Origin of the sequence: Flavobacterium sp. LAR06 (genome assembly GCF_041946075.1) — a bacterium.
Lineage (GTDB): Bacteria > Bacteroidota > Bacteroidia > Flavobacteriales > Flavobacteriaceae > Flavobacterium.
This window is the reverse complement of the sequence record NZ_JAUTYT010000024.1, coordinates 1-22,290: the sequence shown is the minus strand read 5'-3', so window position 1 is coordinate 22,290 and position 22,290 is coordinate 1. Positions and strand designations below refer to the sequence as shown.

Below are 22,290 nucleotides of genomic sequence, written 5' to 3'. Positions count from 1 at the left end.
ATTTCATTCTTATATAGAGAATAATGAAAATTAAACTATCAAAACATATTTATGTGGGGATTATAATGGGTGTTTTTTTTCATCTGCAGCTGCAGGCTCAAACTGAGTCTGCACCAGATGTTTGTCAGCCCAAGACATTGTTTGAGCTTTTTAAGAAAAAGGATTCCGCAGTGGTGGTTATAAAACCGGTAAAAAATAGTTTTTTTTTGGTAATTCCCGTTATTGGCTCACAACCTGCGACAGGATTTGTTTTTGGCGGTGTTGCACAATACACTTTTAAGGGCAAAGAACTCACAGATAAATATTCAATTGTTAATTTGGGCATAACCTATACCACAAAAAAACAATTGTTGATAAATGCCAAGAATAGTGTTTTGTTAAAAAACAACAAAATATATCTCAATGGCGATTATCGTCTATATCTTTTTTCTCAGGAAAATTATGGGCTGGGATCCAATATTATTCCTTCTGCAAGGCAGAATCCTGATTTTGCCCTTGAGAGTATAGAACAACCCATGGATTATAATTATTTCAAGTTTCATCAGTCTATGTCATGGGAGGTTAAGGAGAATTTTTATGTTGGAGCGGGAATCGATATCGATTGGTATTCTTCAATAAAAGATAAAAATCTCGATATAGAAAACGCAAAATATACCTATCATTATCAATACAGCCAAGAAAAAGGATTTGATGCTTTGGAATATTTTGTAAACGGAGTGAGTCTGAATGTCGTGTATGACTCCAGGGACAATCAGGTTAATGCCAGAAAAGGCTCTTTTGCCAATATAAATTTTAGGATAAATCCGGCTTTGTTTCATAATCAGCATACCAGTCAGATTCTGTACACAGAGTACAGGAAATTTATTCCGCTTAGTGCTAAAAGTGAGCGTTATATTTTGGGAATATGGGCATATGGACAATTTGTAACAGGTGGAAAAGTGCCGTATCTGAATTTGCCGGCCATAGGCTGGGACCAACGAAGCCGAAGTGGAGAAGGATATACGCAAGGGCTCTTTAGAGGAAGCAATATGATATATTTTTCTTCGGAATTCAGATTTCCAGTTACCTGTAACCAATTATTGAGCGGGACGGTTTTTACTAATTTTATTACAGCTAGTAACAACGAAACTGATGTAAAGCTTTTCCAATACATACAGCCTGCAGTTGGAATAGGTTTAAGGATTTTAATCGATAAGGCTACCCGTACCAATCTGATAGTAGATTATGCATGGGGACGTAATTCAAAAGGATTTTATCTAAATGCAGGAGAAACATTTTAAAGATTGAAGTAATTTTTAAAACTGAAATTAAACCGGAAAAACATAAAGATACAGCCATGAATTCATAGTTATAAGTAGACGAATCTTAATTTTGGAAAATTGCAATTGTACCTGAAATCAAATTCAGCAATGGTTTCGAGCATAATAAAAGTCATAAAAATATAATGTATGGGAAGACATCGATTCTATATTTTTCTATTTATGGTCATTACTTTAAATCAATATGCCCAGACAGATGAATTAAACCAATTCTGGAATGAGTATGCTTTTACAAAGGATTTAAGCCACAAATGGGCATTAGAACTAAATGTTGGGTTAACAACAAGCAGTACTCCTGAAGACAGTAATATATTTTGCAATATTACACAAGGTTATGGTAGGCTATGGACACATTACAGGCCAAATGACAGGTGGAAAGTTTCTTTTTTTTATGCATACTATTTTAATAAAAATGTTCCGGAACTAAATCAAAGGGAAGCTCCCGAAATTAGAATGGCGGCCCAGGGAATGTACCGTATATTGAAAGAAGGAAAATGCAAACTCAATTTACGAGGAAGGTTTGAAGACCGGCATCTTCATAATGAGAATGGCTATTCTGAGACGGTAATGCGATTTAGATTTCAGCTAAGGACCGTATATTGTTTTACAAATAATGAAAATACAAAAGATGCATTTTATGGTTTTCTATCCGATGAATTGTTCTTTAAGAGTAAAAGTCAGGTCAGTGGTCCTGATTTATTTGATAGAAACAGGGCTACTGTAGGACTGGGCTATTTTTTAAATGATAATATACAGATTGAAGTGTCGTATGCTAATGAAATCATGCCAAGAGAACCGGTGGACCAGTTAGTAAATGCCATTCAGTTAAATATTACTTTTAATAATTTTTTGCCCAATTTAATTAAATCTATGGCGCCCAAAAAGACAATTTTGGAATAGGAACAAGTTCTGCTGCTAGCCCGAAAATCACAACAAAAAAGAATCAAAAAAGAAAAAGGCTACTTATAGACTAGTGCCAATTATAAATATTAATCAATTATAAATCAAAATTATGAAAAAGAACCGCTTATTACTTGTCTTTTTTTTATGCTCAGCAGGAGTTTTTGCGCAAAGTTCAAAATCTTTTCTTCTTAATTTATATGGAGGCTACACTTTTTCAGACCGGGTGGAATTTGATAATTCCTATGCCAAGGTTGAGGATGGTTTTGAGTACGGAGCCGGTCTTGAGTATTTTTTCATAGAGAACAGTTCTATAGAGTTAAAATACAATAGGCTGGATACCAGTTTGCCATTATACGGTCCTGGGGGAGCACAGTTGAATGCCGGAGATGACAAAGGTGCTATAAATTATGTACTGGTAGACTATACCCATTATTTTGGTGCTGTATCTCAAAAGGCCCAGCCTTTTCTGGGGGCCGGTGCAGGTCTGTCAATCCTTGAATCTCCACAGAGCGGCAATGGAACTTATTTTGCATGGGAAATAAAAGGCGGGGTCAAAATAAAAACCAATTCGCTATTATCGATTAATCTCCATGCCTACCTACAATCTATGACCGCTGCTGTTGGTAATGACTACTATTGGACTTATTATGGACTTGTGGGTGTGACGGACTATGTTTCTACATATCAATTTGGTTTAGGGGCATGTTTCAGTTATGATTTCACGAAATAAATTTTGAAGAATTACTTCGCTGATTCTCTCACTGCTCCACATTGACTTAAATTACAAAAGAAGACGATACCGAATCAATGGAGAGAATAATTCCGGTTTTTGCACATAAACATTTTAGAATTATTGGTGTTATCGTACTTATTTTTATCTCTTTAACAGATTTTATTTTTACAGAGAAAGAAAATTTATATATGCTGAATTATTTGTTTCCCATGCATTCCAAATTGGCGAAATATTGTTTTTTTTAATATTGTCATTGCCCTTTTGTATTTGCAAAATTTTATTAATCTCCAATACCATATAAACTTTGAATTAAGAAATATAATTCTAAATCTTTTCTATGGTTATCTTTTTTTTGTACGTTATTAACTGTACGGGACCAAACCAAATTATAAACTCATTTTGAAAATCATAATTCAGCTTGTTTAATTGTATGTTGTTATACAATATAGAATTGCCAGATTACTAGTGGAACTTTGCAATAGGAATAATTGAAAAGGTAAAATTCCAATTGAATATTTTAACTGTGGACATTAAAATTTCCAAATTTAATATACATTGAAATGCCAGATAATAGTTTGTTATTTATAACTGGGATGTTTGTATTCCCATTTGTTTGCGTGCTTCTGCCTATAGTTGCAGGGCAACGCTGTGGCTTGTACACAAAAAAAAGGACGGGAAAAGTAAATGAGTCTCCGGTAGGTTCAGTAGTTGCGGCATCACTGGGTTTGTTAGCTTTTATGCTGGCTTTTACTTTTCAGATTGTGGATAACCGCTACAGCAGCAGGAAAGAGCTTTTACTGAATGAAGTCACGACAATCAGGACAGCTTACTTACAGTCTGGATTAATTCCACAAAATTATAAAGCGGCCTCAAGGAATCTATTACTGGAATATACTGATATAAGAGTAGCATTAATAAAAGACACTTCACCAGAGCGATTAGATAAGTTAAAAATGCGATCGCAAACCATATTGGATTCGCTTTGGAATTATTCGGAAGCATTAGCCTCTAAGGACCGAAGTTCTGAAGCATATTCGTTATACACAGCCTCTATAAGTGAACTTATTGAGATTTATCATAAACGGGTAACCTTCACTTTTGAATATCGTATGCCTGTTGCAATTCTTTGGGTGTTGTTCTTAGTGACCTGCGCCTCTATGTTTCTTCTGGGCTTTCAGTTTGGTATTTCTGGCAGAAGGCACCATATCCTGGCTGTTTTTATATCGGTTATTTTCGCATCGGTGATGTTTTTGATTTTGGCTCTGGACAATCCTGAGACAGGACTAATAAGATTAAATCAAACACCAATTTTAACTCTGTACAAGGAGCTGAGTCAAAGGTAAAAAGGATTTTAGTTTAATAATAAAGATATAACATTATGAAAAAAATATTTTCGCTCTATTGGGTCGTAGCAATAAGCTTGTTGGGCCAATGCGTCTTTTCTCAGTCTGAAAAGGAAGCCAAAGAACTTGGTTTGCCTGGCGATAACCTGGATTTGTATGCTGTACTGACTTTGTTTCAAAAATCAAAAACTGTAGAAGAATTTGAAAAATCACTAAATGAACAAAAAACCGGAATCAATAATCTGGATTTGAATCTTGACAAAAAAGTTGACTTTATAAAAATAGACACCAAAAAAGTAGGGGAGTCTTTTACATTTATACTTAATACGGCTGTGAGTAAAACAGAGACACAGGATATCGCAGTCATTATTGTAGATAAAGATAAAAATGGCAAGATGACATTGCAGATTGTGGGTGACCAGGATTTGTACGGGAAAAATTATGTAATAGAACCCGCCAAAACCGCCACGCCTTCAATAACTGCAAATCCGGCCTACAAAGGGCCTGAACCTGCAGCTGTAAGTGCTCCTGCCACTACGGTTGTTATAGTTGAAACAGTTCCAATCGTTCAATATGTTTATTCGCCGGTTTATGTACCCTATTATCCGCCTTATCATTATGGATTCTATCCTCCTTATTTCACTGCATTTGCTGTAATGGCAGTGGGAGTTTACCGTCATAACACCTATTATCATCATACAGCTTATTACGGGGGGCATTATTATCATGGAGGAAATACTGTGGTAATACAAAACAATAATGTCTACAATAATTACAACAAAACTAAAATGAAATCCACAACGGTCAACCATAATGCTGCTAGCGGAAAATATAATACGGCAAGTAGTAATCAAAACATATCACGCCCCTCTTCTGTACCAACCACAAATAAAGCAAATACGACTTCTGCAAAAGCAAATACGACTTCTGCAAAAACCAAACAGTCCCAGGCAAGCTCGCAGGCCGGCAAAGTAAATAACGGGTCAACAACTCGTAAAGTGCCTCAAAGTACAAGCAGAAGCAGGGCAGGAGCGAGAAGATGATAAAATTCTGAGCCGAAATCATAACAAATACTAATTAATTTAAATCAACATTATGAAAACGGATTGCACCTTTATATTTAAGCAATTTCTATTTTTAATTATAATATTTCTTACCGCAAATGGAATAGCACAGCAAAGTATTTCAAAACAAACTGAGGGTCTGCAAAACAAATGGAATTTTTTATTAGATCCCTATGTAATGTTTCCAAATATTAACGGGACTACAGCGGTATCCACCTTGCCCGAAGTGCAGGTCGATGCAAACCCAGGTGATATTTTCGATCAGCTTAATATGGGGGCAATGCTGTATTTTGAAGCTTCTGATGATCGCTGGTCATTTTCATCGGATTTGCTTTATATGAATCTAAAACAAGGAGTCAAATCAGGGGCAATAATACAAAGCGGGGAAATTGAAGCCAAACAACTTGCCTGGGAACTTACCGCAATGCGAAGAGTGCTGCCCCGGCTAGATGCTGGTATTGGTTTGAGATTAAATAGCATGGCTATAGGAATTGACTTAATTCGAAATACAGTTGGAGGGAGCACTACAATTAGCAAATCAGCTGTGGAAACCTGGGTTGATCCCATACTGGTGGTTCGTTTTAAAAGTGACCCTTCTACTAATTTTCTTTACCAGTTTCGTGGAGATATTGGCGGATTTGGAATCGGATCTGATTTTGCATGGCAGTTGCAGGCATATGTAGGATACAGATTCTCGAAACTGTTTCAGATTACAGGTGGTTATAGGATAATTGGAATGGATTACGATAAAGGAAACGGCGAAGATCGATTTATGTACAAGATGGACACATTTGGCCCGGTTGTGCGATTTGGATTTAGTCTTTAATTGCATTGTATTAGTACTTGGAAAAGTTATAATGGATGCTGTCTTTAGAAAGAAATGGAAAGTAAAATTTATATCAGAAGATTCATTAACGAAAATTTAAAATTATGAAAAATCGTAATTTCGTTTGCATTATACATTCAAAAGGGGAGGCTGCCAGTGGATAAGCAAAAAGAATTGGTGCTCTGTCAAAGGGACAGAAGTTTTTATTAAGACTGTGCCGATAAAAATCAGCTTATCGGGCCAGCTGGTTTCAGGACATTGAAACCTTTCACAAAATGTTTAAGAACAAATTTTGTTTGGCATAATCAGGATCTTGGGCGAAACGACCTTTTCATTCCGGCCAATATAAGGATTGATACGTCTAAGAATTCAAATTAAATTGCTAAGGGTTTGTTAAAAATTGTTTCGGTAGATGTCAAAACAGTACTGCTCAAAAACAGAGCCAACGCATAAAAGTGTAGTGGGGCTTTCATATCGCTCTGCAATTGGTTTCTCAATTGAGTCTTCTAAATCTTTTCTGATATCTTCAATATCATCAGGATGATTGAGGTAAAATTCTTTGCAGTCGGAGTGATGGATCAATTGCCCTGTCATACCGTTTATACAGCCGCCATGCTGTAAATTTTCCAAGAATGTTTTAAGCTGTTCTTTCTTTGTGCGGCCATAACTCTATGTTGGCTAAAATTATTACGTCGAACTCTGTGCTTATGGCGTACTCTCTGTAACTTGATTTTTTTTAAGGCTTTCTATAACTATTGATTTTTTGGCGTTGCTATTTAAAATTGCTTATCAGATTTAAAATGGCAGGTCTTCAGGTTCATCCTTGCCGTTTTGCTGTGTTTTCGGGTTTGAAGCGATTTCAGGTGTTTGTGCTTTTTTGGCAAAAAACAAAATCTTAAGATTGCTGGTATGAAAAGTCAAACTGCCCAAAGGCTTTCGTCAGTGGTCGAGTAGACGTTTAGACCTACCGGCCAAAAAGCTGAACCAACGCACCTTTTTTTGATAGTCAGCTGATTTGCTGCTCAGCCAATAGCAGCAGTCGATGTAGGTTACAATTCTTTGTACTGGATACTGCCTTTTGGCTTGTAGCTGTCATTTATGGCGATAGAGAAATTAACTACCTGCCTGTCATTTGAAATTTATGCACGGTGGCATCTTTTACAATTCGTCATGTGATTTCCATGATTCTAAATTTTAGTGATTACTGATTTTTTAAATTTCTTTCTTCTGCGTGTCAAAAATTATTTTCAGAAGAAAAACGGGAAAAAAGAAAGCACAAGTAAAGTGTCCGAATATGGAAGCCGGCGTGCTGTAAATCCCGAAGGGCGGCTAAGGGCCGTTATGCGCATGCAGGTGACGAAGGGCGCTATCTTGGTTGCCCCTTTAACCCGTTTTGAATGAAATGAAAATCTTTTTGAATTTCATTTCGCACCATCGCATTTTTAATATTAATTTGTAAACAAAATTGTTTATTTTTGTATTATGAAAACAATACCAGATGCTATTAAGGGAATTCATCCGGGCTATGTACTGGAGCGTGAGCTTCAAAAACGTAAGCTGGGCAAGGGACGGTTTGCCATTTCTGTCGGGGAATTTCCGCAAACCCTTACGGCCATCACAAAAGGCAAGCGCAGAATGAATACTCCCCTGGCACTTAAGATCGAAAAAAAACTAAAAATGGAGGAAGGTTATTTTATGGTACTGCAGGTATATTATGATATAGCCCAGGAGAAGAAAAAAGAATACAATAAACTAAAGAAAAATAGTCCGGATTTAAAATTGCTGCGGCCTGTTTTGTTCTGGGATACCGATATCGAAAAAATAGACTGGCAGAAACAAAAAAAGGCTGTAATCCAAAGGATTTTTGAACGCGGAAACGAGCAGGAAAAACAGGAGATTACCCGTTTTTATACCAAAGAGACTATTGATACTATTTTAAATAATAAGTAATGCCATTACATTTTAATACCGTTACCCCGCTTCTGAAAAGTATTTTGGAGGATCTTATGCAGGCAGAAGAATTTGCATCTTTTCGTTTGGTGGGGGGAACTGCCCTGAGTCTTTACTACGGACACAGAATGTCTGTGGATATTGACCTTTTCAGTGATGCAGATTATGGGAGCTTGGACTTCAGGATGATTGATGATTACCTGAAAGCTCATTATTTCTATGTGGATTCCATAGATATCAAGCCCATTGGAATGGGAAAATCGTATTTTGTGGGGCGCAGTGGCGATGAGAGTGTGAAACTCGATGTTTATTACACCGATCCTTTTATTGATGAGGTTCAGCAATATGGGAATCTCAGGCTGGCCAGCAAGGCAGAGATTACGGCTATTAAACTAGATGTAGTGCAAAGAGGTGGAAGAAAAAAAGATTTCTGGGATATTGACCGTCTTAGGGATGATTTTTCAATTGAGGAAATGTTTGCCCTGCACCATAGAAGATATCCTTATACGCATGAGAGGGAACTACTTATGGAAAAATTCACTGACTTTAACCAGGCAGATGATGATTTTGATCCTTTATGCCTACGGGGAAGACACTGGGAGTTAATTAAGCTTGATATTATTGAATTAATAAGTTTATTAAATTGTAAGTGATTGATTTCTTGAGTTAATTTCATTGGTCCAATTCCTTTGAATTTCAATGCTGCATTGATGAGAAGTCATTTTTGCATTAAGGTTTTAATATGAATTTCGGCAATATATTCGGGTTAAACGTCGATTCAAAATATAGACTGTCATTGTTAATCCTGTCCTGTTTAATGAGGGTCCATTGCTGTCTTTATACGGGGTATATATGACCGTCCATTTCCTTTCTTGGTGAAATACCTAAATTTTCAGTTACAGAAGTAACTTCCTGAGGATAAATGAGCGATCTCAATCTTGTTTGTTTTGTTTTTAGTGTTTAATATTGGAAAAAAAATATGAAAAACGGCACAAGTTGAAGCATTGCTGAAATATTGGAAGATACTATGAGACTTATTACTTTAAATAAATTTCATAGTATGATTTTAGTATTTTTAATTGATATAAAACCTGTTTGGATTTGCAGTTACTTCGGTCTTTTGATCAGTTATAATTTCCATAATATTATTTTCAATGGTATTGGAAAGCGCGGTCATAGGGATATCGGTAGGTTTGTTTTCAAATGGATCCTGCATGATTATAGCTGTTTCTTCTACGGCAAGTAAAATTACCGGAATGATAATGGCAATTGCAATTTCAGTAAAAGGAAAAATATCTTCTAATCCAAAGGGCAGTAGTGAGGCTAGTACATATATTAAAACATGTATTAAAGAGCTGTAAGATCTTGGGAAAACTGTGTTTTTTATTCGTTCACATTTTCCCATGGAATCAGTCAGGCGGCTTAAGGTACTGTCTATCTGAGTTTGTTTAATTGAATCAAGTCCTAAACTTTTAGATGCTTGTTTTAAATGTTCCGAATGTTTACTTAAAAGTTTAGAGGGAATGTTATTTGCTTTGATATTTTTAGAATCCAGATAGGATTGAACTTTAGACGAAAAGGGCTGTTTACGAAGGCTTTCGGACAACGCATGACACCAAATGATCTGTCTGTGTGCAAAATCAGATATACTATCATCGGAACCCTGATCAGGCAAAAATTGTTTAACCTGTCTTATGAGTGTTCTGGAATCATTTACGATTTCTCCCCATACCTTACGTGCTTCCCACCAGCGGTCATAGGATTGTGCGGTTCTAAACGCTAAAAGCAATGCGACAATGGTACCTGTAACGGTTGTTACTGATAGAGGAATTGTGATCATTTGCAGATAGGTAAACAGGTCAATAGTGGTTATAATGGATGCGTATATAATAATAAGAAGGATATCGATCCAGATATGTTTTAAAAAGAAAAAAATGGCTTTATGATTGTTTTTAACTAACATGATTTTTAGTGTTTTATCTTTTGTATGAGATTAATGTATAGATTTTTTATATTGATTATGTCAGCTTTTGCCCATTACCCAGTTATATAAAAATAAGAAGTTGAAGAGGTAAGAAACTATTAACAAAACACCGTAAGAGTATTTTGGCATTGAAAGCAACATTGTGATGCCGGTTCAAGACATTGCGGACCTCAGAGGCAATTACCGTATTTTCTTAATTCCGCTATAAACAAAATACTTTAGTATTGATTAAGGAAAATCAACCCTTTAAGGATATTATTAAAATCATATTTGTATATAGGTGATGCGCGAGCTAATATGTCTTTTTGCTGAGCGGAATTACATCTGTTATGAAGATGTGTTTGTAAATCTTTTATGATCTCTGCTTTTGTTTTAAATGAGTCCAGAAGCAGTACATTATCAATTTCCTCAAGGAAAATCATATCAGTGCTGATTTCTGTATTAAATAAACATATAATTAGAGCTTGTTTCTCTTTAGTTGAGCCTAAGAGTTTTAATAATTCATTTTTACTATAAACAGCTATTATATAGCCATCAAAATTTTGCTGTTTGTTGTGATCATCACCAAAGGTATGATCGGCTATAAACTCGAATTGAACATTAAATTTTCTTTTAAACATTTTTATGAAAATATTTTTTTTGTCGCGCACTAAAAATCTACTTTTCTTCATATTGTTTATTTAGGTTTGTACTGTTTTTTTTCTTTTATCTGGTCAGGATATGTTTAATAAACCTTGCAAAGGTAGATTGGCTGCTTTGATTATAAGAATCAATTAAGACAATAAAAAATCAAAATAAGACTTTTTTAAAGCACTGTTTGTTAGTATCAAAGTTCTGCGGAATGTTTTTACTTTTTGATTTTTATATGTGTTCAATTTCTGAAACGATGGTCCGATCTGCCGTGTGCTGTAGTTTTTATATTTCAGGATTTAAGATTAATTATAGTGCGACAGGCAGAGCGGATAGTAATTGCAAAAGTAACGCAATAAAGTGAGGGTAAAATAAATGAATAGCTCATGCCGTATCCGACACAAGCAGTTACAGGGTTTCTATAAGAAGTATTCGAGATGTTTCGATAATAACTGCTTTTAAATAGATCTGCTAAAAAAGGACCCGGATCGGTGCATTTTTGATCTACTTTTTTAAGCTTGTCTATTTTCAAAACTACACTGACAAGCGACGAAAGGTTTGCATAATTTATCTATATTATATCATAAATTCTTGACGTCTCTAAATTCATTTTTAAATTGATTTGAATTAACCATATACGGTATGCAGTGGATGGCATTACGTGTGTAATACCTGCTGGTCCTTTTGGTAAGTATGATAGTTTTGTTTGTGAATTATAATATTTAAATTAATAGCTGATAATGGCTGCCACGGCAGACCATCAACCTCTTAAGAAGAGGAAGAGCAGTAGAGTTAAAAAAAAAGGATTAAACTTACAGCTTTTAGCAGCTTAATCTCCTTATGTTTAGGTGCTTAATAGTACCTGTTATCAGTCATTACCTGCGACGTATTGTGAATGGAAAATGGTATTACATCAGGCTACATTAAAATTTTCGCTGGGAAGGCAGGCTTATTATTGCGGGTTTCGCCATTACTGGTTTCATCCCTGGTGCGTTCATCTTCTTTAAGCTGCTCACGGCCAAGCTGCCCAATTTCGAATTCCCTGTTTACCGGATTATCCTTTTTGGGTTCAATGGTTTCAAAAGGGCCGCTTTCAGCCTCATTGCTCTTTTGGATATCCATATCCGTTTCAAACCCTTCAGAAGGGTCATTATCTATAAGGTGCTTTTCAATATCCTGTTCGGTTATATCTTTAGATTCAGTCTCCGATTCCTGGTCAAGGTTCTCTGAATCATAGGGGTTGCCGTTGGGACCTGCGCTTTTGGGGTTTGGGTCTGTGTTGTGAAAATTCCTGTCATCGCCAGGGTGATTTTCCGGTGTATTTGAATTTGCCATTTTATTTTATTAAATTATTACTGTCGTTTTTTTTAAAGGAGTGTCTCGGGGTAAGTTTGCCGGTATTGCCGTGCTTGTCCGGGTTGTCCTTTGTTCCTTGTCAAAAGTAAAGAGGATAGCCGCACTTTTTTTACAGAATAATGACTTTCATTTATAAAATAGCTATCAGGTAATCAGGCAGGCCAATGCCTGTTATATGTAGAAGTTTTAAAACAACATATCAGGCAATGCCTGCAGAGGTCTTATCTTTATTTTTTTACTGTTTATTCGTACGGTTTTCATTACTGTTCAGTCAGCCAGATGTCTGCTGGTTTACACGCGCATTTATAATGACGGCTATGCCGTTATGCCTGCTTTTTATCTGATACTTTCGGTCTTCCTATACAGGTGCAGCGCGGATGTAAATACCGTTTAATTCTATCACAAAGGTCGGGCAAAGCGCGGCGGGGCGCTGCAAAAAATTCCCCCATAAATGCAGGACGTCCGTCCTGCTTTATTGCGTTGCTTTCTGCGCTTGCTTGCTTCTGCCCGTGGGCGGTGCTAAAATTAATCTTAAATATTTAGCATCATGAAAACTGCAGCAAACCACAATTGGAAAATCGTATCAGAAATCGATCTGATTTATAAAACAAAAGTAAAGAGTTCCCAGAGACCTCATATCTCTTCCTCGCGCTGTGCCTATAGTCTTCTGAAGGACTGTTGGGAGCCAGGTAAAATGGAGCTTCTGGAAGAGTTTAAAGTACTGCTTATGAGCCAGGCCAATCAGGTTCTCGGCCTCTACGAAGCTTCCTCAGGAGGCATGACAGGAACAGTGGTAGATATCCGGTTTTTGTTTGCCGCTGCCCTTAAAGCCCGCGCAGTAGGAATCATTATTGCCCACAATCATCCTTCAGGGGGCATGGTTCCCTCAGAACCCGACAGGCTGATCACCAGAAAGATAGCGCAGGCCGGAATGCTGCTGGATATCAGGCTGCTGGATCACCTGATCCTTACCACCGAGAGCTATTATTCCTTTGCAGATGAAGGCGCCTTATAGCGCCTTTTTTAATTTTTTTTCTTTAAGCCGGAGCGTTGCTGTTGCTCCGTGAGGCAGAGCTTGGAATGCTGTAAAAGTGTCGCAGGTAGGTAAGCTTTTGGCTGTTTATTGTGGTAACTTTCAACCTGATGCCGGCAGCCTGATACGAAACAAAAAACACCGCCGGGACTTCATGCCGACGGTGTTTTTTTTTTTTGGTTTTTTACTGTTTCTTTGCGGCGCCCAGTCCGGCCAGTTTTTCATTGAATTCCGCAAGGCCTGCCCTTGCCAGACAGTCAGCAGAAAGCTGTTTTAATTCGGTAATATTTTCCTGGCCGCTGCCCTGCAGCAGCACCGATAGGCTGCTTTGATTTTCAGTCAGGCCCCGCTCAATTACATGATGGAGCAGCAGCACATTTTTTCGTGAAATTTTCAGATCAATCTTCACTGGTTCATTCATGCCCGGGATACTCAGTATGGTATCAAAAACCTGGGCGACATCATTTTCTGTCAGCATCATTCTCACGTTTTTAAATTAATAATGGGATCATTCAAAGATAGGCAGAAGCCCTGAAAACACCCCCTTCAAAATATGGTCCCGATAGGATGGAATGATCGGTGTTTTATAATTTCGTTGTCAGCAAGATTAAAATGGACTTTATGCTAATGGTAATTCAGATGCAGCAGGACTGCCCCGTTCCTGCAGTCGGCCAGATGTCCGTTTGTTAAACAAACGAATCTGGCTGCCCCACCTCGGAACTCGCGGGCAGTGAAACCTCAAGGAAAAGAATTAAAAAAAGGAAAAGGAGAGAAGATGGGAAAAGAAGTTGTAAACAGAACGCGCATTGCGGCGGTGCGCTTTACCACAGCCGAATATGCGGTGCTGGAAAGAAGATTCAAAGCAACAACCTGCAGGCAGATGAGCGAATACCTCAGAAACTGCCTTTTAAATAAGCCTGTAACGGTCAGGCGCAGGGATGCATCGCTTGACGAATTTATGCTCGAATACATCCGCCTGAGAAAGGAGCTCACGGCTCTTGGAAATAACTTTAACCAGAGCGTTAAAAAACTGCATACCCTGCAGCAGATCCCCGAGTTCAGGCAATGGATTGTAAGCACCGCAGCACAGCGCGAAAGGCTGCTGTCCCAGGTGGAGCAGATCCGGGAAATGACATGGAAAATTACTCGGAAATGGTTGCAGTCATAAAGACGGGACATTCGGTGCGGAGCGTATTGAGCTACAACGAAAACAAAGTGAAAGAGGGCGTGGCCCAGTGCATCGGGGAAGGCAATTATCCGGCTGCCGCAGCAGACCTGAACCAGGCTATGAAACTCGGCAGGCTGCTGCATCAGAATGCGCTGAACGGCAATGTAAAAAGAAACAGCGTGCACATCTCTTTAAACTTTCATCCCTCTGAGAATTATTCCACCGAAAAGCTGCTGCGCATAGCCGGCGCGTATATGGAAAAAATAGGCTTCGGGCAGCAGCCTTATCTGGTGTACCGGCATGATGATGCAGGCCATCCGCACATTCATCTGGTGTCCATAAAAGTCAGGGAAGACGGATCGCGGATCGACATGCAGAACATCGGGAAAAACCAGTCTGAAAAAGCCAGAAAAGAAATCGAAAAACAGTTCGGTCTGGTCCCGGCGCAGGGCAGGGGAGCCGAAGAGATTCCATTTATAAAACCTGCCTGGGCGGGCAGGGTTTTATATGGCAGATCCGAGTCTAAAAAAGCCGTGTCAGGGGTGCTTAATTCTGTGCTTTTTACTTATAAATACAGCTCGCTTTCAGAGCTCAATGCAGTGCTGGGGCTCTACAATATAAGGGCGGACAGGGGGAGTGAAGAGTCGAGGATTTTCAGGACCGGCGGACTGGTGTACCGCATCCTGGACAAGGACGGAAAACCCACGGGAGTTCCTATAAAGGCAAGTGATTTTGCGATGAAGCCCACCCTTGCTTTTTTAGAGCGCCGCTATATGCTGAGCAGCACGGAAAAGGTATTTGAAAAGAACAGGATAAGAAGCGCTGTGGACGGCGCTTTGCTGCGGCGGGACGTGGATTTGGAAAAGCTGGTTTCCGTGCTGCACAAAGAAGGTATCGATGTGGTGCTGCGAAAAAGTCCTGCGGGACAGCTTTACGGCATAACCTATGTGGATCATCTCGTCAAATGTGTTTTGAACGGCAGTGCGCTGGGGAAAAAATACAGCGCCAAAGGGATGGTCGAACGCTGCGGTACTACTGCCAAAGAAGGAGAGGTTTCAGGGGATGGAATAGTCCTGCATACGGCTTCTCAGGAACAGAAACAAACCGCTTGGGAAAGTACTTCAGAGGGCAGTGCGGTGAAGGTGCTTGAGGAACTATTCAAGCCCGAATGGCAGGGAGATTATGTTTCCGGAAGATTTAAAAAAAGGCGCAGGAAAAGCAGAAGAAAAGGGCCTGCAGACAGGAATTAATTTCAAAAAAAATAATTAAAATTCAAGCGCTATGCAGACAGGAGAGAACGAACAGGCACTGAGAAAAATACTCGATATGACAAGGCTCATCAGCATCCTTTTGCTGCTTGGGCATTTTTACTATTACTGTTATGAAGCTTTTAAGGTATTGAATCTTACGGGTCCCCTGGGAGACAAAATCCTGGGGACGGTGTACAGGACCGGACTCTTTGGGAATTTTTATATTTCAAAGTTCGCGGCCCTTGGACTGCTTTTGATTTCACTGCTTGGAGCAAAGGGAAAAAAGGATGAAAAACTGCAGTGTAAGACGGCACTTGGTCGGATGGTTTTGGGACTGCTGCTGTATTTTTTAAGCGGGCTGTTGCTGGTGTTTGCCGATGCGTTGCAATATGCTGCAGTTGCTTATATGCTGGCGAGTTCGACTGGCTTTATGCTGGTGCTTTCAGGGGGGACACTGCTCTCGCGGCTCATCCGAAGCAGGCTGTCTGCCGCAGATATTTTTAACAGTGAGAATGAAACCTTTCCCCAGGAAGAACGCCTTTTGGAAAATGAATATTCCATTAACCTGCCGGCGCAGTATTATTTAAAAAATAAATTGCGCAAAAGCTGGATTAATATCATCAATCCGTTTCGCGGCCTTCTCGTTTTGGGCACGCCGGGTTCGGGTAAATCCTACTTTGTCATCCGGCATGTCATTACCCAGCACATTGCCAAAGGCTTCAGCATGTTTGTGTATGATTTTAAATACGATGACCTTTCCAAAATCGTCTACAATACCTTTGAAAAATACAAGCAGGTGTATGCCGTTGAGCCCAAATGTTACTTTATTAATTTCGATAACATTATGCACCGCTGCAATCCGCTGGATCCGCTGAGCATGGAAGACATCACCGATGCCTCGGAGTCCGCCAGAACCATATTGATGGGACTTAACCGCGAATGGATCAAACGCCAGGGAGACTTTTTTGTGGAGTCGCCGATCAATTTTTTATCGGCTGTCATCTGGTATCTCAGACGCTACAAGGACGGGGAATTCTGCACCCTGCCACATGTGATTGAACTCATGCAGGCTGACTATGACAGTCTCTTTACGCTGCTGCGCACCGACAGGGAAATCGAGGTGCTTATCAACCCTTTTATCAATGCCTACCTCAATGATGCCATGGAGCAGCTGGAAGGACAAATAGCTTCTGCCAAGGTAGCCATGGCCAGGCTGTCCTCCCCGCAATTGTATTACGTGCTCTCGGGCAATGATTTTACCCTGGATATCAATAATCCTTTGGAGCCCAAGATTATCTGCATGGGTAACAACCCGCAGAAAATACAGATTTACGGAGCGGTACTATCGCTGTATGTGAACCGGCTGGTGAAACTGGTCAATAAAAAAGGAAAGCTCAAATCGAGCCTTATTTTTGATGAGTTCCCCACCATCTATCTCAATAATATGGACAGCCTTATTGCCACGGCCAGAAGCAATAAGGTAAGCACCTGCCTGGGGGTGCAGGATTTTAGCCAGCTGCGAAAAGATTACGGACGCGAGCAGGCCGATGTGATTATGAACATTACGGGAAATGTTATCTCGGGTCAGGTGACAGGGGATACGGCCAAACAGCTCTCGGAACGTTTCGGCAAAATCATGCAGGACCGCGAGAGTATATCCATTAACAGCTCCGATACGTCCATCAGCCGGTCCCGGCAACTGGAAGCCGCCGTGCCGCCTTCGAAGATTTCTTCGCTGAGCTCAGGGGAATTTGTCGGTATGACAGCCGATGATCCCCAGTGCAGGATCTGTCTGAAGACCTTCCACTGCGAAATTGTAAATGATCATGAGGCGCTGCGGAGAGAGGAGGAGAACTACAAGGAGATACCGCCGGTGAGAAAACTCGATAATGCCATGATACAGCAGAATTTCAGCCAGATCAGACGCGATGTGCAGGATATTATCTATAGCGAGATGCAGCGGCTATTGCAGGATCCGGCGCTGTCTTATCTGATTGTAAAGAAGTGAGGTTTGCTGTTGGCAGGGAATTTATTCTTTTTTCAGGGAACAGCGTATTTATTCAAAATAGTCTGCAGTGTTTTTGATGCTGCAGGTTTTATATTGTAGGGCTAGGTAAAGTTAAATTAAAAATAGATGAGTTAAACTGCATTTATAACATTTTTTTCCGTACTGGGAAATAGCTATGTAAATTGGATGAAGTTGTAAATTACGGTATTAATGCAAAGTCTTAGTAAGGTAACTTATTTATATCGTCAAGGCAAATCTAAATCATGGTCAAATAAAAAAGACCCGACGGACAAACGAAAGATTTTGATTGATTTGGCAGTATTTCCGAACCGACCCGAAAAAAATATAATATTTCAACGGGAATAGAATATTTTTAACAACAGGAACTCGAAGTAAAAATTGCTCAACAGGAACAAAAAGAACGCCAGAAGGAACTATAAGCCAATACTGAGAAACGTTCTTTAGTTGATGCTTACAATAACAATTGTGCAATATTTGTCTATCTATCACAAAATATACTCACGCAGCGCAACCAAGTGTGAATGGTACGCGCAATTATCGGCACGTTAACACGCTTTTTGGTTAGCAATGATAGAGGTATAAGGTAGTATGTACCGAGGAACTTTCGGAAAGGCAGAGGAAGGCTTTAAATATAGGACAGAACTAAAAAGCGAGTTGGTTATTCAACGCATATAAGCAATCTGGTTGTATTGAGAAGAAAATTGAAAGACAACCGAGATTTGAATTAACAAACAGGCATTGTTCTTCTGAAGTAATCGGACATCTTAAAAAGAACTACCCGGTCCTGAGCATGTAAAGTTTAATTATTTTTATAAGGCTTTGATATTGAGTTGATTAGTACGTGAAAAAAATATAATAGTGTTAGGCTTTATGGATGTTAATTTAAACTTGCTGTTCAAAATTCATGAAAATTTTATTAAACACATAAACATATAGATTTTATTGCTTCTATTTGTTGTTATGTGTTAAAAATAATTACCACCACTGGGTTATAGTTAAAAGTCAAAAGGAAGGAGGAAAGAAGAAAATTTTGTGTTTTTTAGAAAATTATAAATAAACCCCAGATTAATTTGCAATCTGGGGTAGCTTTATAAAAAAAAAGGAAAAAAATATTTTTTGACCGTAATGATGAATTAATAATGGGGTTTAATATGAGTTTTGCACAGTTTTGATGTTGCTTAAATGACTCTTAAAACTAAAATCGTCATCTAAAAGATCAATAAATCTAGTTCTTAATGCAACGAACGGGCACTCGCACTTTATCTGCGGGTTCTTCGGCTGCATTTGGATAAAAGTCAAATCCTAGCACGCTCAATAAGTCAGTAAACTCATCTTTACGATAGACAAAGGTGATGAAATGCTTAGGATCATTTAAGACACATGTACCTGTTGGGCAATCGTATGTCGAACCCGTTAAGGGTAGACGTAATGGGCTAAAGTATGCAGCGTTTACGTTTGGAAAAACAAGAATTTCGGAAGATGTCGGGATGCGGAATCCAGACGGACATGCAGATGATCTCTCCGAAACAGTCATGTAAGTACCATATGCTTCAGTGTCATTACCTGCGGTTGCCACACGAGTTGCACCTACATTTTTGTCTTTCCAAATTTTTCCATTAAAACACAATTCATCATCCTTCATATAATAAATGCTAAAAACTCCTCCGGGGGTAACATTTAGAGAAAAGATATGATCACCTGAATTGCTTACTGTGCCTGTTGCGGTAAGTACAACGGGTTGGGAGCCTGTATTTGTAAAAGTGCCGCTGCTGCTAAATATGACCCCATTGGCTGTTGCGCTAATATTATAAGTACCTGTCTTATTGACTGTTGCTGTTAGGGTTTGAGTAACGCCACTTCCATTATCTCCAGCTTTTAACGCTGGACAGATCGGTACTGTCACGGGTACATAGTTTGATACATTTGCTGTTCCATTCGTAGAAGGATCAAATATAACAGTAATCATAACCGTATTACTTTTTAAACTTTCGTTTGTAGCATGAAGTGTATAGGTTCCCACGGCAGTTGGGGTATAGACAGCGCCGCCAGTGATAGCAATATTATCGGCAAAAAAAGTGGCCGTTGGGGTGACATCCTGAGCCAGATTGTTCATAGCGTTTAGTGTTATGGATTGTCCCAGCACAACAGTTGTATGATTGGCGGTTAGTGTCAGCGATGTAGCGGGCATTGCATTTACGGTAACCACAACAGAATTACTTTCCAGTGTTCCGCTGGTGGCACGAAGGGTATAGGTTCCCGCCATAGTTGGTGTATAAACACTGCTAATGGTGGTATCATTGGCAAAAAGAGCAACACTTAGCGTAACATCCTGAGTCAGGTTGGTCATCACGTTTAGTGTGATGGATTCTCCCAGTGTAATTATTGGAGCACTGGCAGTCAGTGTGAGTGAAGTGATAGGTTCCTCGGTTACAACAACCGTAATCTCTTTACTTACAAGGTTCCCGTTTTTGGCATGCAGGGTATAGGTTCCCACAGCAGTGGGTGTATAGGCAGCACCGATAATAGGGGTGTTGTCTGCAAAAAAAGCAGCCGTTGCCGTAACGTCCTCTTTTAGGTAGTTGGTCACATTTAGTGTTATGGTTTGCCCGAGTGCAATGATCTTCACATCGGCTGTCAGGAAAATTTCGGCTGTCACAGCTGGCGGAGTTGGGGCATCATTATCGCCACCACAGGCAGTAAAAAAAGCAGTGCCGACGAGAGTTAGGCATAGGAATATTTTTTTCATAAGATGAACTTTAGCGTTTAACGTGCAAATTAATAACGTATTGAACGATTTATTTCATCCTATAGGACATAATTATAACAAGATTGGATATTTATAGTATCAGGCAATATGCAGATGACATTATATGGTAGTTAATTAATAATGTATTAAATATATAAATATAAAAAGGCCTAAAATATCACCTAAAAGAGAATGTTTTTTTTAAAAATTATTTCATTTCTAACCAATTGCGTCTATTTTAATAGTGACCAAAAATAACATTTGCATTTAATTTAAAATTATAGTTTTCAGCTAATACTCGTATAAGTCTGTTTTTTAATTCTCCTAATGTTTTTATTGGTAATCCATAAGTTACATTTTCCGGAGGGAAGTTGCGTGGATAGTCTGATGGAACATTCTTAGCATTAAATCCTATTGATTTATTAATTTTGGATATTTTTCTCCATTGTGGATCTATAGTTAATGAATTTCTGTCTTTTGTCCCGCATTTCTGAAGGGAGTTTTCTTATCTCGATATCTATTATTAGGAAATAGTAAATTACCGTCTAATTCATTAAAACTGTACAAGGCAGCTTTCTTGTTTGCAAGATGGACGTACCATACTATCGAGCTGATTCCAGGGCTGTCGATTGTAATTTCATTGTTTTTATCATCATAGCTAGTAAAACTTGTCCTTGTCGTTTATTAGTGTCTGATTGATCTTTAAAATTTACACTGGGACCTGGTATTACCATTTAGATCGGCATTATAAGGTGGTTCACCGATGGAGTCTGGTGATAGACAAAAATTTGATTCGATACTGTTTCTCAGTCTGGAAACACGAACCGAAGGATGAATAGATAAGTTCGTAGTAGAAATTTTTAGTTGTCACTTAATGCTTAAAGTCTATAAATATAGTAGTTTTACTATTTTGTGAAATTAAGTAATTGGTAGATAGTAATTTTAGGTATAATTACCTGTTTTTTCAGAAAAAGGAAAAACATTCTCTAAAATCAATCTTAGAAGGTACTATCCAGAAACGAAGTTGAAGTAATTAATAATTACAGTTTATTAACAGAAGGTTTTGATACTTTTGCAATATATTTAATGGCAGTGAATCATTAATGGGTTATTTATTGCCCTGATGGGTTTATGATCACAAACAGGAGAGAAAAAAAGCGATCGCAGAACAGCTGCTGCAACGGATTTTGGCTATTTGCCTGATGGAGAGCTGTTTTGTGTTTGGGATAAATTACTTCGCGTGCTTGCTGGCTCGGTGGCAAATCCGAAAGCAGGGCTTAATTTGGTGCCAAACGAGCTGCAGTACCATGGTTTCATGTGGTTTTACCGGATAAATTGCAGTTTAAAGCAGTAGCTTAATACCAGGATTTTATAAAAAAAAATGTTATGATAACGGTTTTTATAGCATGAAATTTCATTACATTAAAATTTTCGCTGGCAAGGTTTACTATTGCGGGTGTGACATGACGCGACGCGTCCCTTGTGCGTTCATCTTCTTTAAACTCCTCACGGCCTGGGCTCCCAATTTAGAATTCCCTTTTGAGCGGGATTATCCTTTCGGGCTTTATGGTTTTACAGAGGTGCTTTCAGGCTCATTGCTCTTATGGGTATCTATATCAGTTTCAAACCCATCGAAAAATGAATACCAAAGGTCATTGTTATCCAAAGTCTATCATTCTGCAGGCAGTATATTTTAAGCTTAGGTTTACTTTAAGTTATCGGGATGTTGAAGAACTTATGAAGATTAGGGGCGTGATTGTGGATGATGTTACGATCCAATGCTGGGTTTATTTACACCTTTCATTGAAGCTATTTTTAGAAGCTCGTCCCGCCGAAGAATGGGATTAATTAGTCCAAATCCCGCTGTAGTGACAGAATATTAGTTAGTTAGTTAGTTAGTTAGTTAGTTAGTTAGTTAGTTAGTTAGTTAGTTAGTTAGTTAGTTAGTTAGTTAGT

19 protein-coding genes and 1 pseudogene are annotated in these 22,290 nt (G+C 38.7%); 13 read left to right on the top strand and 7 right to left on the bottom strand.

All coding sequences use genetic code 11. The features are described from left to right. The first annotated feature begins 23 nt into the window (after positions 1-23). From Q7C23_RS22490 to Q7C23_RS22465, 6 genes are all read left to right on the top strand, one after another. Positions 24-1,280 (top strand): BamA/TamA family outer membrane protein, encoded by a 1,257-nt coding sequence (locus Q7C23_RS22490; protein ID WP_375034605.1) that lies wholly within the window; start codon positions 24-26, stop codon positions 1,278-1,280. Positions 1,281-1,448: 168 nt separating this feature from the next. Further along, a complete protein-coding gene (locus Q7C23_RS22485) occupies positions 1,449-2,219 on the top strand; it encodes a DUF2490 domain-containing protein (RefSeq protein ID WP_375034604.1) in 771 nt (256 codons plus the stop codon). Between the two features lie 112 nt (positions 2,220-2,331). Further along, complete coding sequence (locus Q7C23_RS22480) at positions 2,332-2,952, top strand: outer membrane beta-barrel protein (RefSeq protein WP_375034603.1); 621 nt, start codon at positions 2,332-2,334, stop codon at positions 2,950-2,952. 563 nt (positions 2,953-3,515) lie between these two features. Continuing rightward, positions 3,516-4,298 carry a hypothetical protein gene (locus Q7C23_RS22475; RefSeq protein ID WP_375034602.1) on the top strand — a complete coding sequence of 261 codons (783 nt, stop codon included), beginning with the start codon at positions 3,516-3,518 and terminating at the stop codon, positions 4,296-4,298. Between the two features lie 35 nt (positions 4,299-4,333). Continuing rightward, positions 4,334-5,341 (top strand): hypothetical protein, encoded by a 1,008-nt coding sequence (locus Q7C23_RS22470; protein ID WP_375034601.1) that lies wholly within the window; start codon positions 4,334-4,336, stop codon positions 5,339-5,341. Positions 5,342-5,393: 52 nt separating this feature from the next. Beyond that, the gene (locus Q7C23_RS22465) at positions 5,394-6,188 is read left to right on the top strand and encodes a hypothetical protein (protein ID WP_375034600.1); all 795 of its coding nucleotides are present in this window, start codon (positions 5,394-5,396) and stop codon (positions 6,186-6,188) included. 393 nt (positions 6,189-6,581) lie between these two features. Here the strand turns inward: Q7C23_RS22465 and Q7C23_RS22460 are convergent, their stop codons facing one another. Beyond that, positions 6,582-6,818: a hypothetical protein gene (locus tag Q7C23_RS22460; RefSeq protein ID WP_375034599.1), complete on the bottom strand. Its 237-nt coding sequence runs from the start codon at positions 6,816-6,818 to the stop codon at positions 6,582-6,584. Between the two features lie 852 nt (positions 6,819-7,670). On the opposite strand from Q7C23_RS22460, the gene Q7C23_RS22455 reads away from it, so the two are divergent. Together Q7C23_RS22455 and Q7C23_RS22450 are read left to right on the top strand one after the other, a co-directional pair. After that, a complete protein-coding gene (locus tag Q7C23_RS22455; RefSeq protein ID WP_375034598.1) occupies positions 7,671-8,138 on the top strand; it encodes a transcriptional regulator in 468 nt (155 codons plus the stop codon). After that, positions 8,138-8,791, top strand: coding sequence for a nucleotidyl transferase AbiEii/AbiGii toxin family protein (locus Q7C23_RS22450; protein WP_375034597.1), 654 nt, complete (start codon positions 8,138-8,140; stop codon positions 8,789-8,791). The genes Q7C23_RS22455 and Q7C23_RS22450 overlap by 1 nt, the downstream gene beginning before the upstream one ends. Positions 8,792-9,213: 422 nt before the next feature. On the opposite strand, the gene Q7C23_RS22445 is transcribed toward Q7C23_RS22450, so the two are convergent. The 3 genes from Q7C23_RS22445 to Q7C23_RS22435 form a co-directional block, all read right to left on the bottom strand. Further along, a complete protein-coding gene (locus Q7C23_RS22445) occupies positions 9,214-10,101 on the bottom strand; it encodes a bestrophin family protein (RefSeq protein ID WP_375034596.1) in 888 nt (295 codons plus the stop codon). Positions 10,102-10,340: 239 nt separating this feature from the next. Further along, positions 10,341-10,793 (bottom strand): hypothetical protein, encoded by a 453-nt coding sequence (locus Q7C23_RS22440; RefSeq protein WP_375034595.1) that lies wholly within the window; start codon positions 10,791-10,793, stop codon positions 10,341-10,343. A gap of 877 nt (positions 10,794-11,670) precedes the next feature. Beyond that, positions 11,671-12,087 (bottom strand): hypothetical protein, encoded by a 417-nt coding sequence (locus Q7C23_RS22435; protein ID WP_375034594.1) that lies wholly within the window; start codon positions 12,085-12,087, stop codon positions 11,671-11,673. A 565-nt stretch (positions 12,088-12,652) separates the two neighbouring features. On the opposite strand from Q7C23_RS22435, the gene Q7C23_RS22430 reads away from it, so the two are divergent. Continuing rightward, on the top strand, positions 12,653-13,123 hold the full coding sequence (locus Q7C23_RS22430; RefSeq protein WP_375034613.1) for a JAB domain-containing protein: 471 nt from the start codon (positions 12,653-12,655) through the stop codon (positions 13,121-13,123). A 202-nt stretch (positions 13,124-13,325) separates the two neighbouring features. Here the strand turns inward: Q7C23_RS22430 and Q7C23_RS22425 are convergent, their stop codons facing one another. Then, positions 13,326-13,622, bottom strand: a complete 297-nt coding sequence (locus Q7C23_RS22425) for a hypothetical protein (RefSeq protein ID WP_375034593.1) — start codon at positions 13,620-13,622, stop codon at positions 13,326-13,328. Positions 13,623-13,871: 249 nt separating this feature from the next. Here Q7C23_RS22425 and Q7C23_RS22420 point away from each other — a divergent pair, with 249 nt between their 5' ends. From Q7C23_RS22420 to mobC, 3 genes are read left to right on the top strand one after another with little or no spacing between them, the layout of a single operon-like run. Beyond that, complete coding sequence (locus Q7C23_RS22420) at positions 13,872-14,309, top strand: plasmid mobilization relaxosome protein MobC (protein ID WP_375034592.1); 438 nt, start codon at positions 13,872-13,874, stop codon at positions 14,307-14,309. Further along, positions 14,294-15,559 (top strand): relaxase/mobilization nuclease domain-containing protein, encoded by a 1,266-nt coding sequence (locus tag Q7C23_RS22415; protein ID WP_375034591.1) that lies wholly within the window; start codon positions 14,294-14,296, stop codon positions 15,557-15,559. The genes Q7C23_RS22420 and Q7C23_RS22415 overlap by 16 nt, the downstream gene beginning before the upstream one ends. 31 nt (positions 15,560-15,590) lie before the next feature. After that, on the top strand, positions 15,591-17,567 hold the full coding sequence (gene mobC, locus Q7C23_RS22410) for a conjugal transfer protein MobC (protein ID WP_375034590.1): 1,977 nt from the start codon (positions 15,591-15,593) through the stop codon (positions 17,565-17,567). A 1,246-nt stretch (positions 17,568-18,813) separates the two neighbouring features. Here mobC and Q7C23_RS22405 read toward each other — a convergent pair. Further along, positions 18,814-19,935 (bottom strand): hypothetical protein, encoded by a 1,122-nt coding sequence (locus tag Q7C23_RS22405; protein WP_375034589.1) that lies wholly within the window; start codon positions 19,933-19,935, stop codon positions 18,814-18,816. A gap of 858 nt (positions 19,936-20,793) precedes the next feature. Next, a pseudogene (locus Q7C23_RS22400) lies at positions 20,794-20,973 on the bottom strand (LodA/GoxA family CTQ-dependent oxidase); the annotation flags it as partial. Positions 20,974-21,972: 999 nt separating this feature from the next. Here Q7C23_RS22400 and Q7C23_RS22395 point away from each other — a divergent pair. Then, positions 21,973-22,182: a hypothetical protein gene (locus Q7C23_RS22395; RefSeq protein ID WP_375034588.1), complete on the top strand. Its 210-nt coding sequence runs from the start codon at positions 21,973-21,975 to the stop codon at positions 22,180-22,182. The last annotated feature ends 108 nt before the right edge of the window (positions 22,183-22,290 follow it).

What these genes read in the sequence shown, in the direction of transcription:
- Q7C23_RS22490 (WP_375034605.1), top strand. Translation starts at nt 24, where the DNA reads ATGAAAATTAAACTATCAAAACATATTTATGTGGGGATTATAATGGGT.
- Q7C23_RS22485 (WP_375034604.1), top strand. Translation starts at nt 1,449, where the DNA reads ATGGGAAGACATCGATTCTATATTTTTCTATTTATGGTCATTACTTTA.
- Q7C23_RS22480 (WP_375034603.1), top strand. Translation starts at nt 2,332, where the DNA reads ATGAAAAAGAACCGCTTATTACTTGTCTTTTTTTTATGCTCAGCAGGA.
- Q7C23_RS22475 (WP_375034602.1), top strand. Translation starts at nt 3,516, where the DNA reads ATGCCAGATAATAGTTTGTTATTTATAACTGGGATGTTTGTATTCCCA.
- Q7C23_RS22470 (WP_375034601.1), top strand. Translation starts at nt 4,334, where the DNA reads ATGAAAAAAATATTTTCGCTCTATTGGGTCGTAGCAATAAGCTTGTTG.
- Q7C23_RS22465 (WP_375034600.1), top strand. Translation starts at nt 5,394, where the DNA reads ATGAAAACGGATTGCACCTTTATATTTAAGCAATTTCTATTTTTAATT.
- Q7C23_RS22455 (WP_375034598.1), top strand. Translation starts at nt 7,671, where the DNA reads ATGAAAACAATACCAGATGCTATTAAGGGAATTCATCCGGGCTATGTA.
- Q7C23_RS22450 (WP_375034597.1), top strand. Translation starts at nt 8,138, where the DNA reads ATGCCATTACATTTTAATACCGTTACCCCGCTTCTGAAAAGTATTTTG.
- Q7C23_RS22445 (WP_375034596.1), bottom strand. Translation starts at nt 10,101, where the DNA reads ATGTTAGTTAAAAACAATCATAAAGCCATTTTTTTCTTTTTAAAACAT.
- Q7C23_RS22440 (WP_375034595.1), bottom strand. Translation starts at nt 10,793, where the DNA reads ATGAAGAAAAGTAGATTTTTAGTGCGCGACAAAAAAAATATTTTCATA.
- Q7C23_RS22435 (WP_375034594.1), bottom strand. Translation starts at nt 12,087, where the DNA reads ATGGCAAATTCAAATACACCGGAAAATCACCCTGGCGATGACAGGAAT.
- Q7C23_RS22425 (WP_375034593.1), bottom strand. Translation starts at nt 13,622, where the DNA reads ATGATGCTGACAGAAAATGATGTCGCCCAGGTTTTTGATACCATACTG.
- Q7C23_RS22415 (WP_375034591.1), top strand. Translation starts at nt 14,294, where the DNA reads ATGGTTGCAGTCATAAAGACGGGACATTCGGTGCGGAGCGTATTGAGC.
- mobC (WP_375034590.1), top strand. Translation starts at nt 15,591, where the DNA reads ATGCAGACAGGAGAGAACGAACAGGCACTGAGAAAAATACTCGATATG.
- Q7C23_RS22405 (WP_375034589.1), bottom strand. Translation starts at nt 19,935, where the DNA reads ATGACCAACCTGACTCAGGATGTTACGCTAAGTGTTGCTCTTTTTGCC.
- Q7C23_RS22395 (WP_375034588.1), top strand. Translation starts at nt 21,973, where the DNA reads ATGAATACCAAAGGTCATTGTTATCCAAAGTCTATCATTCTGCAGGCA.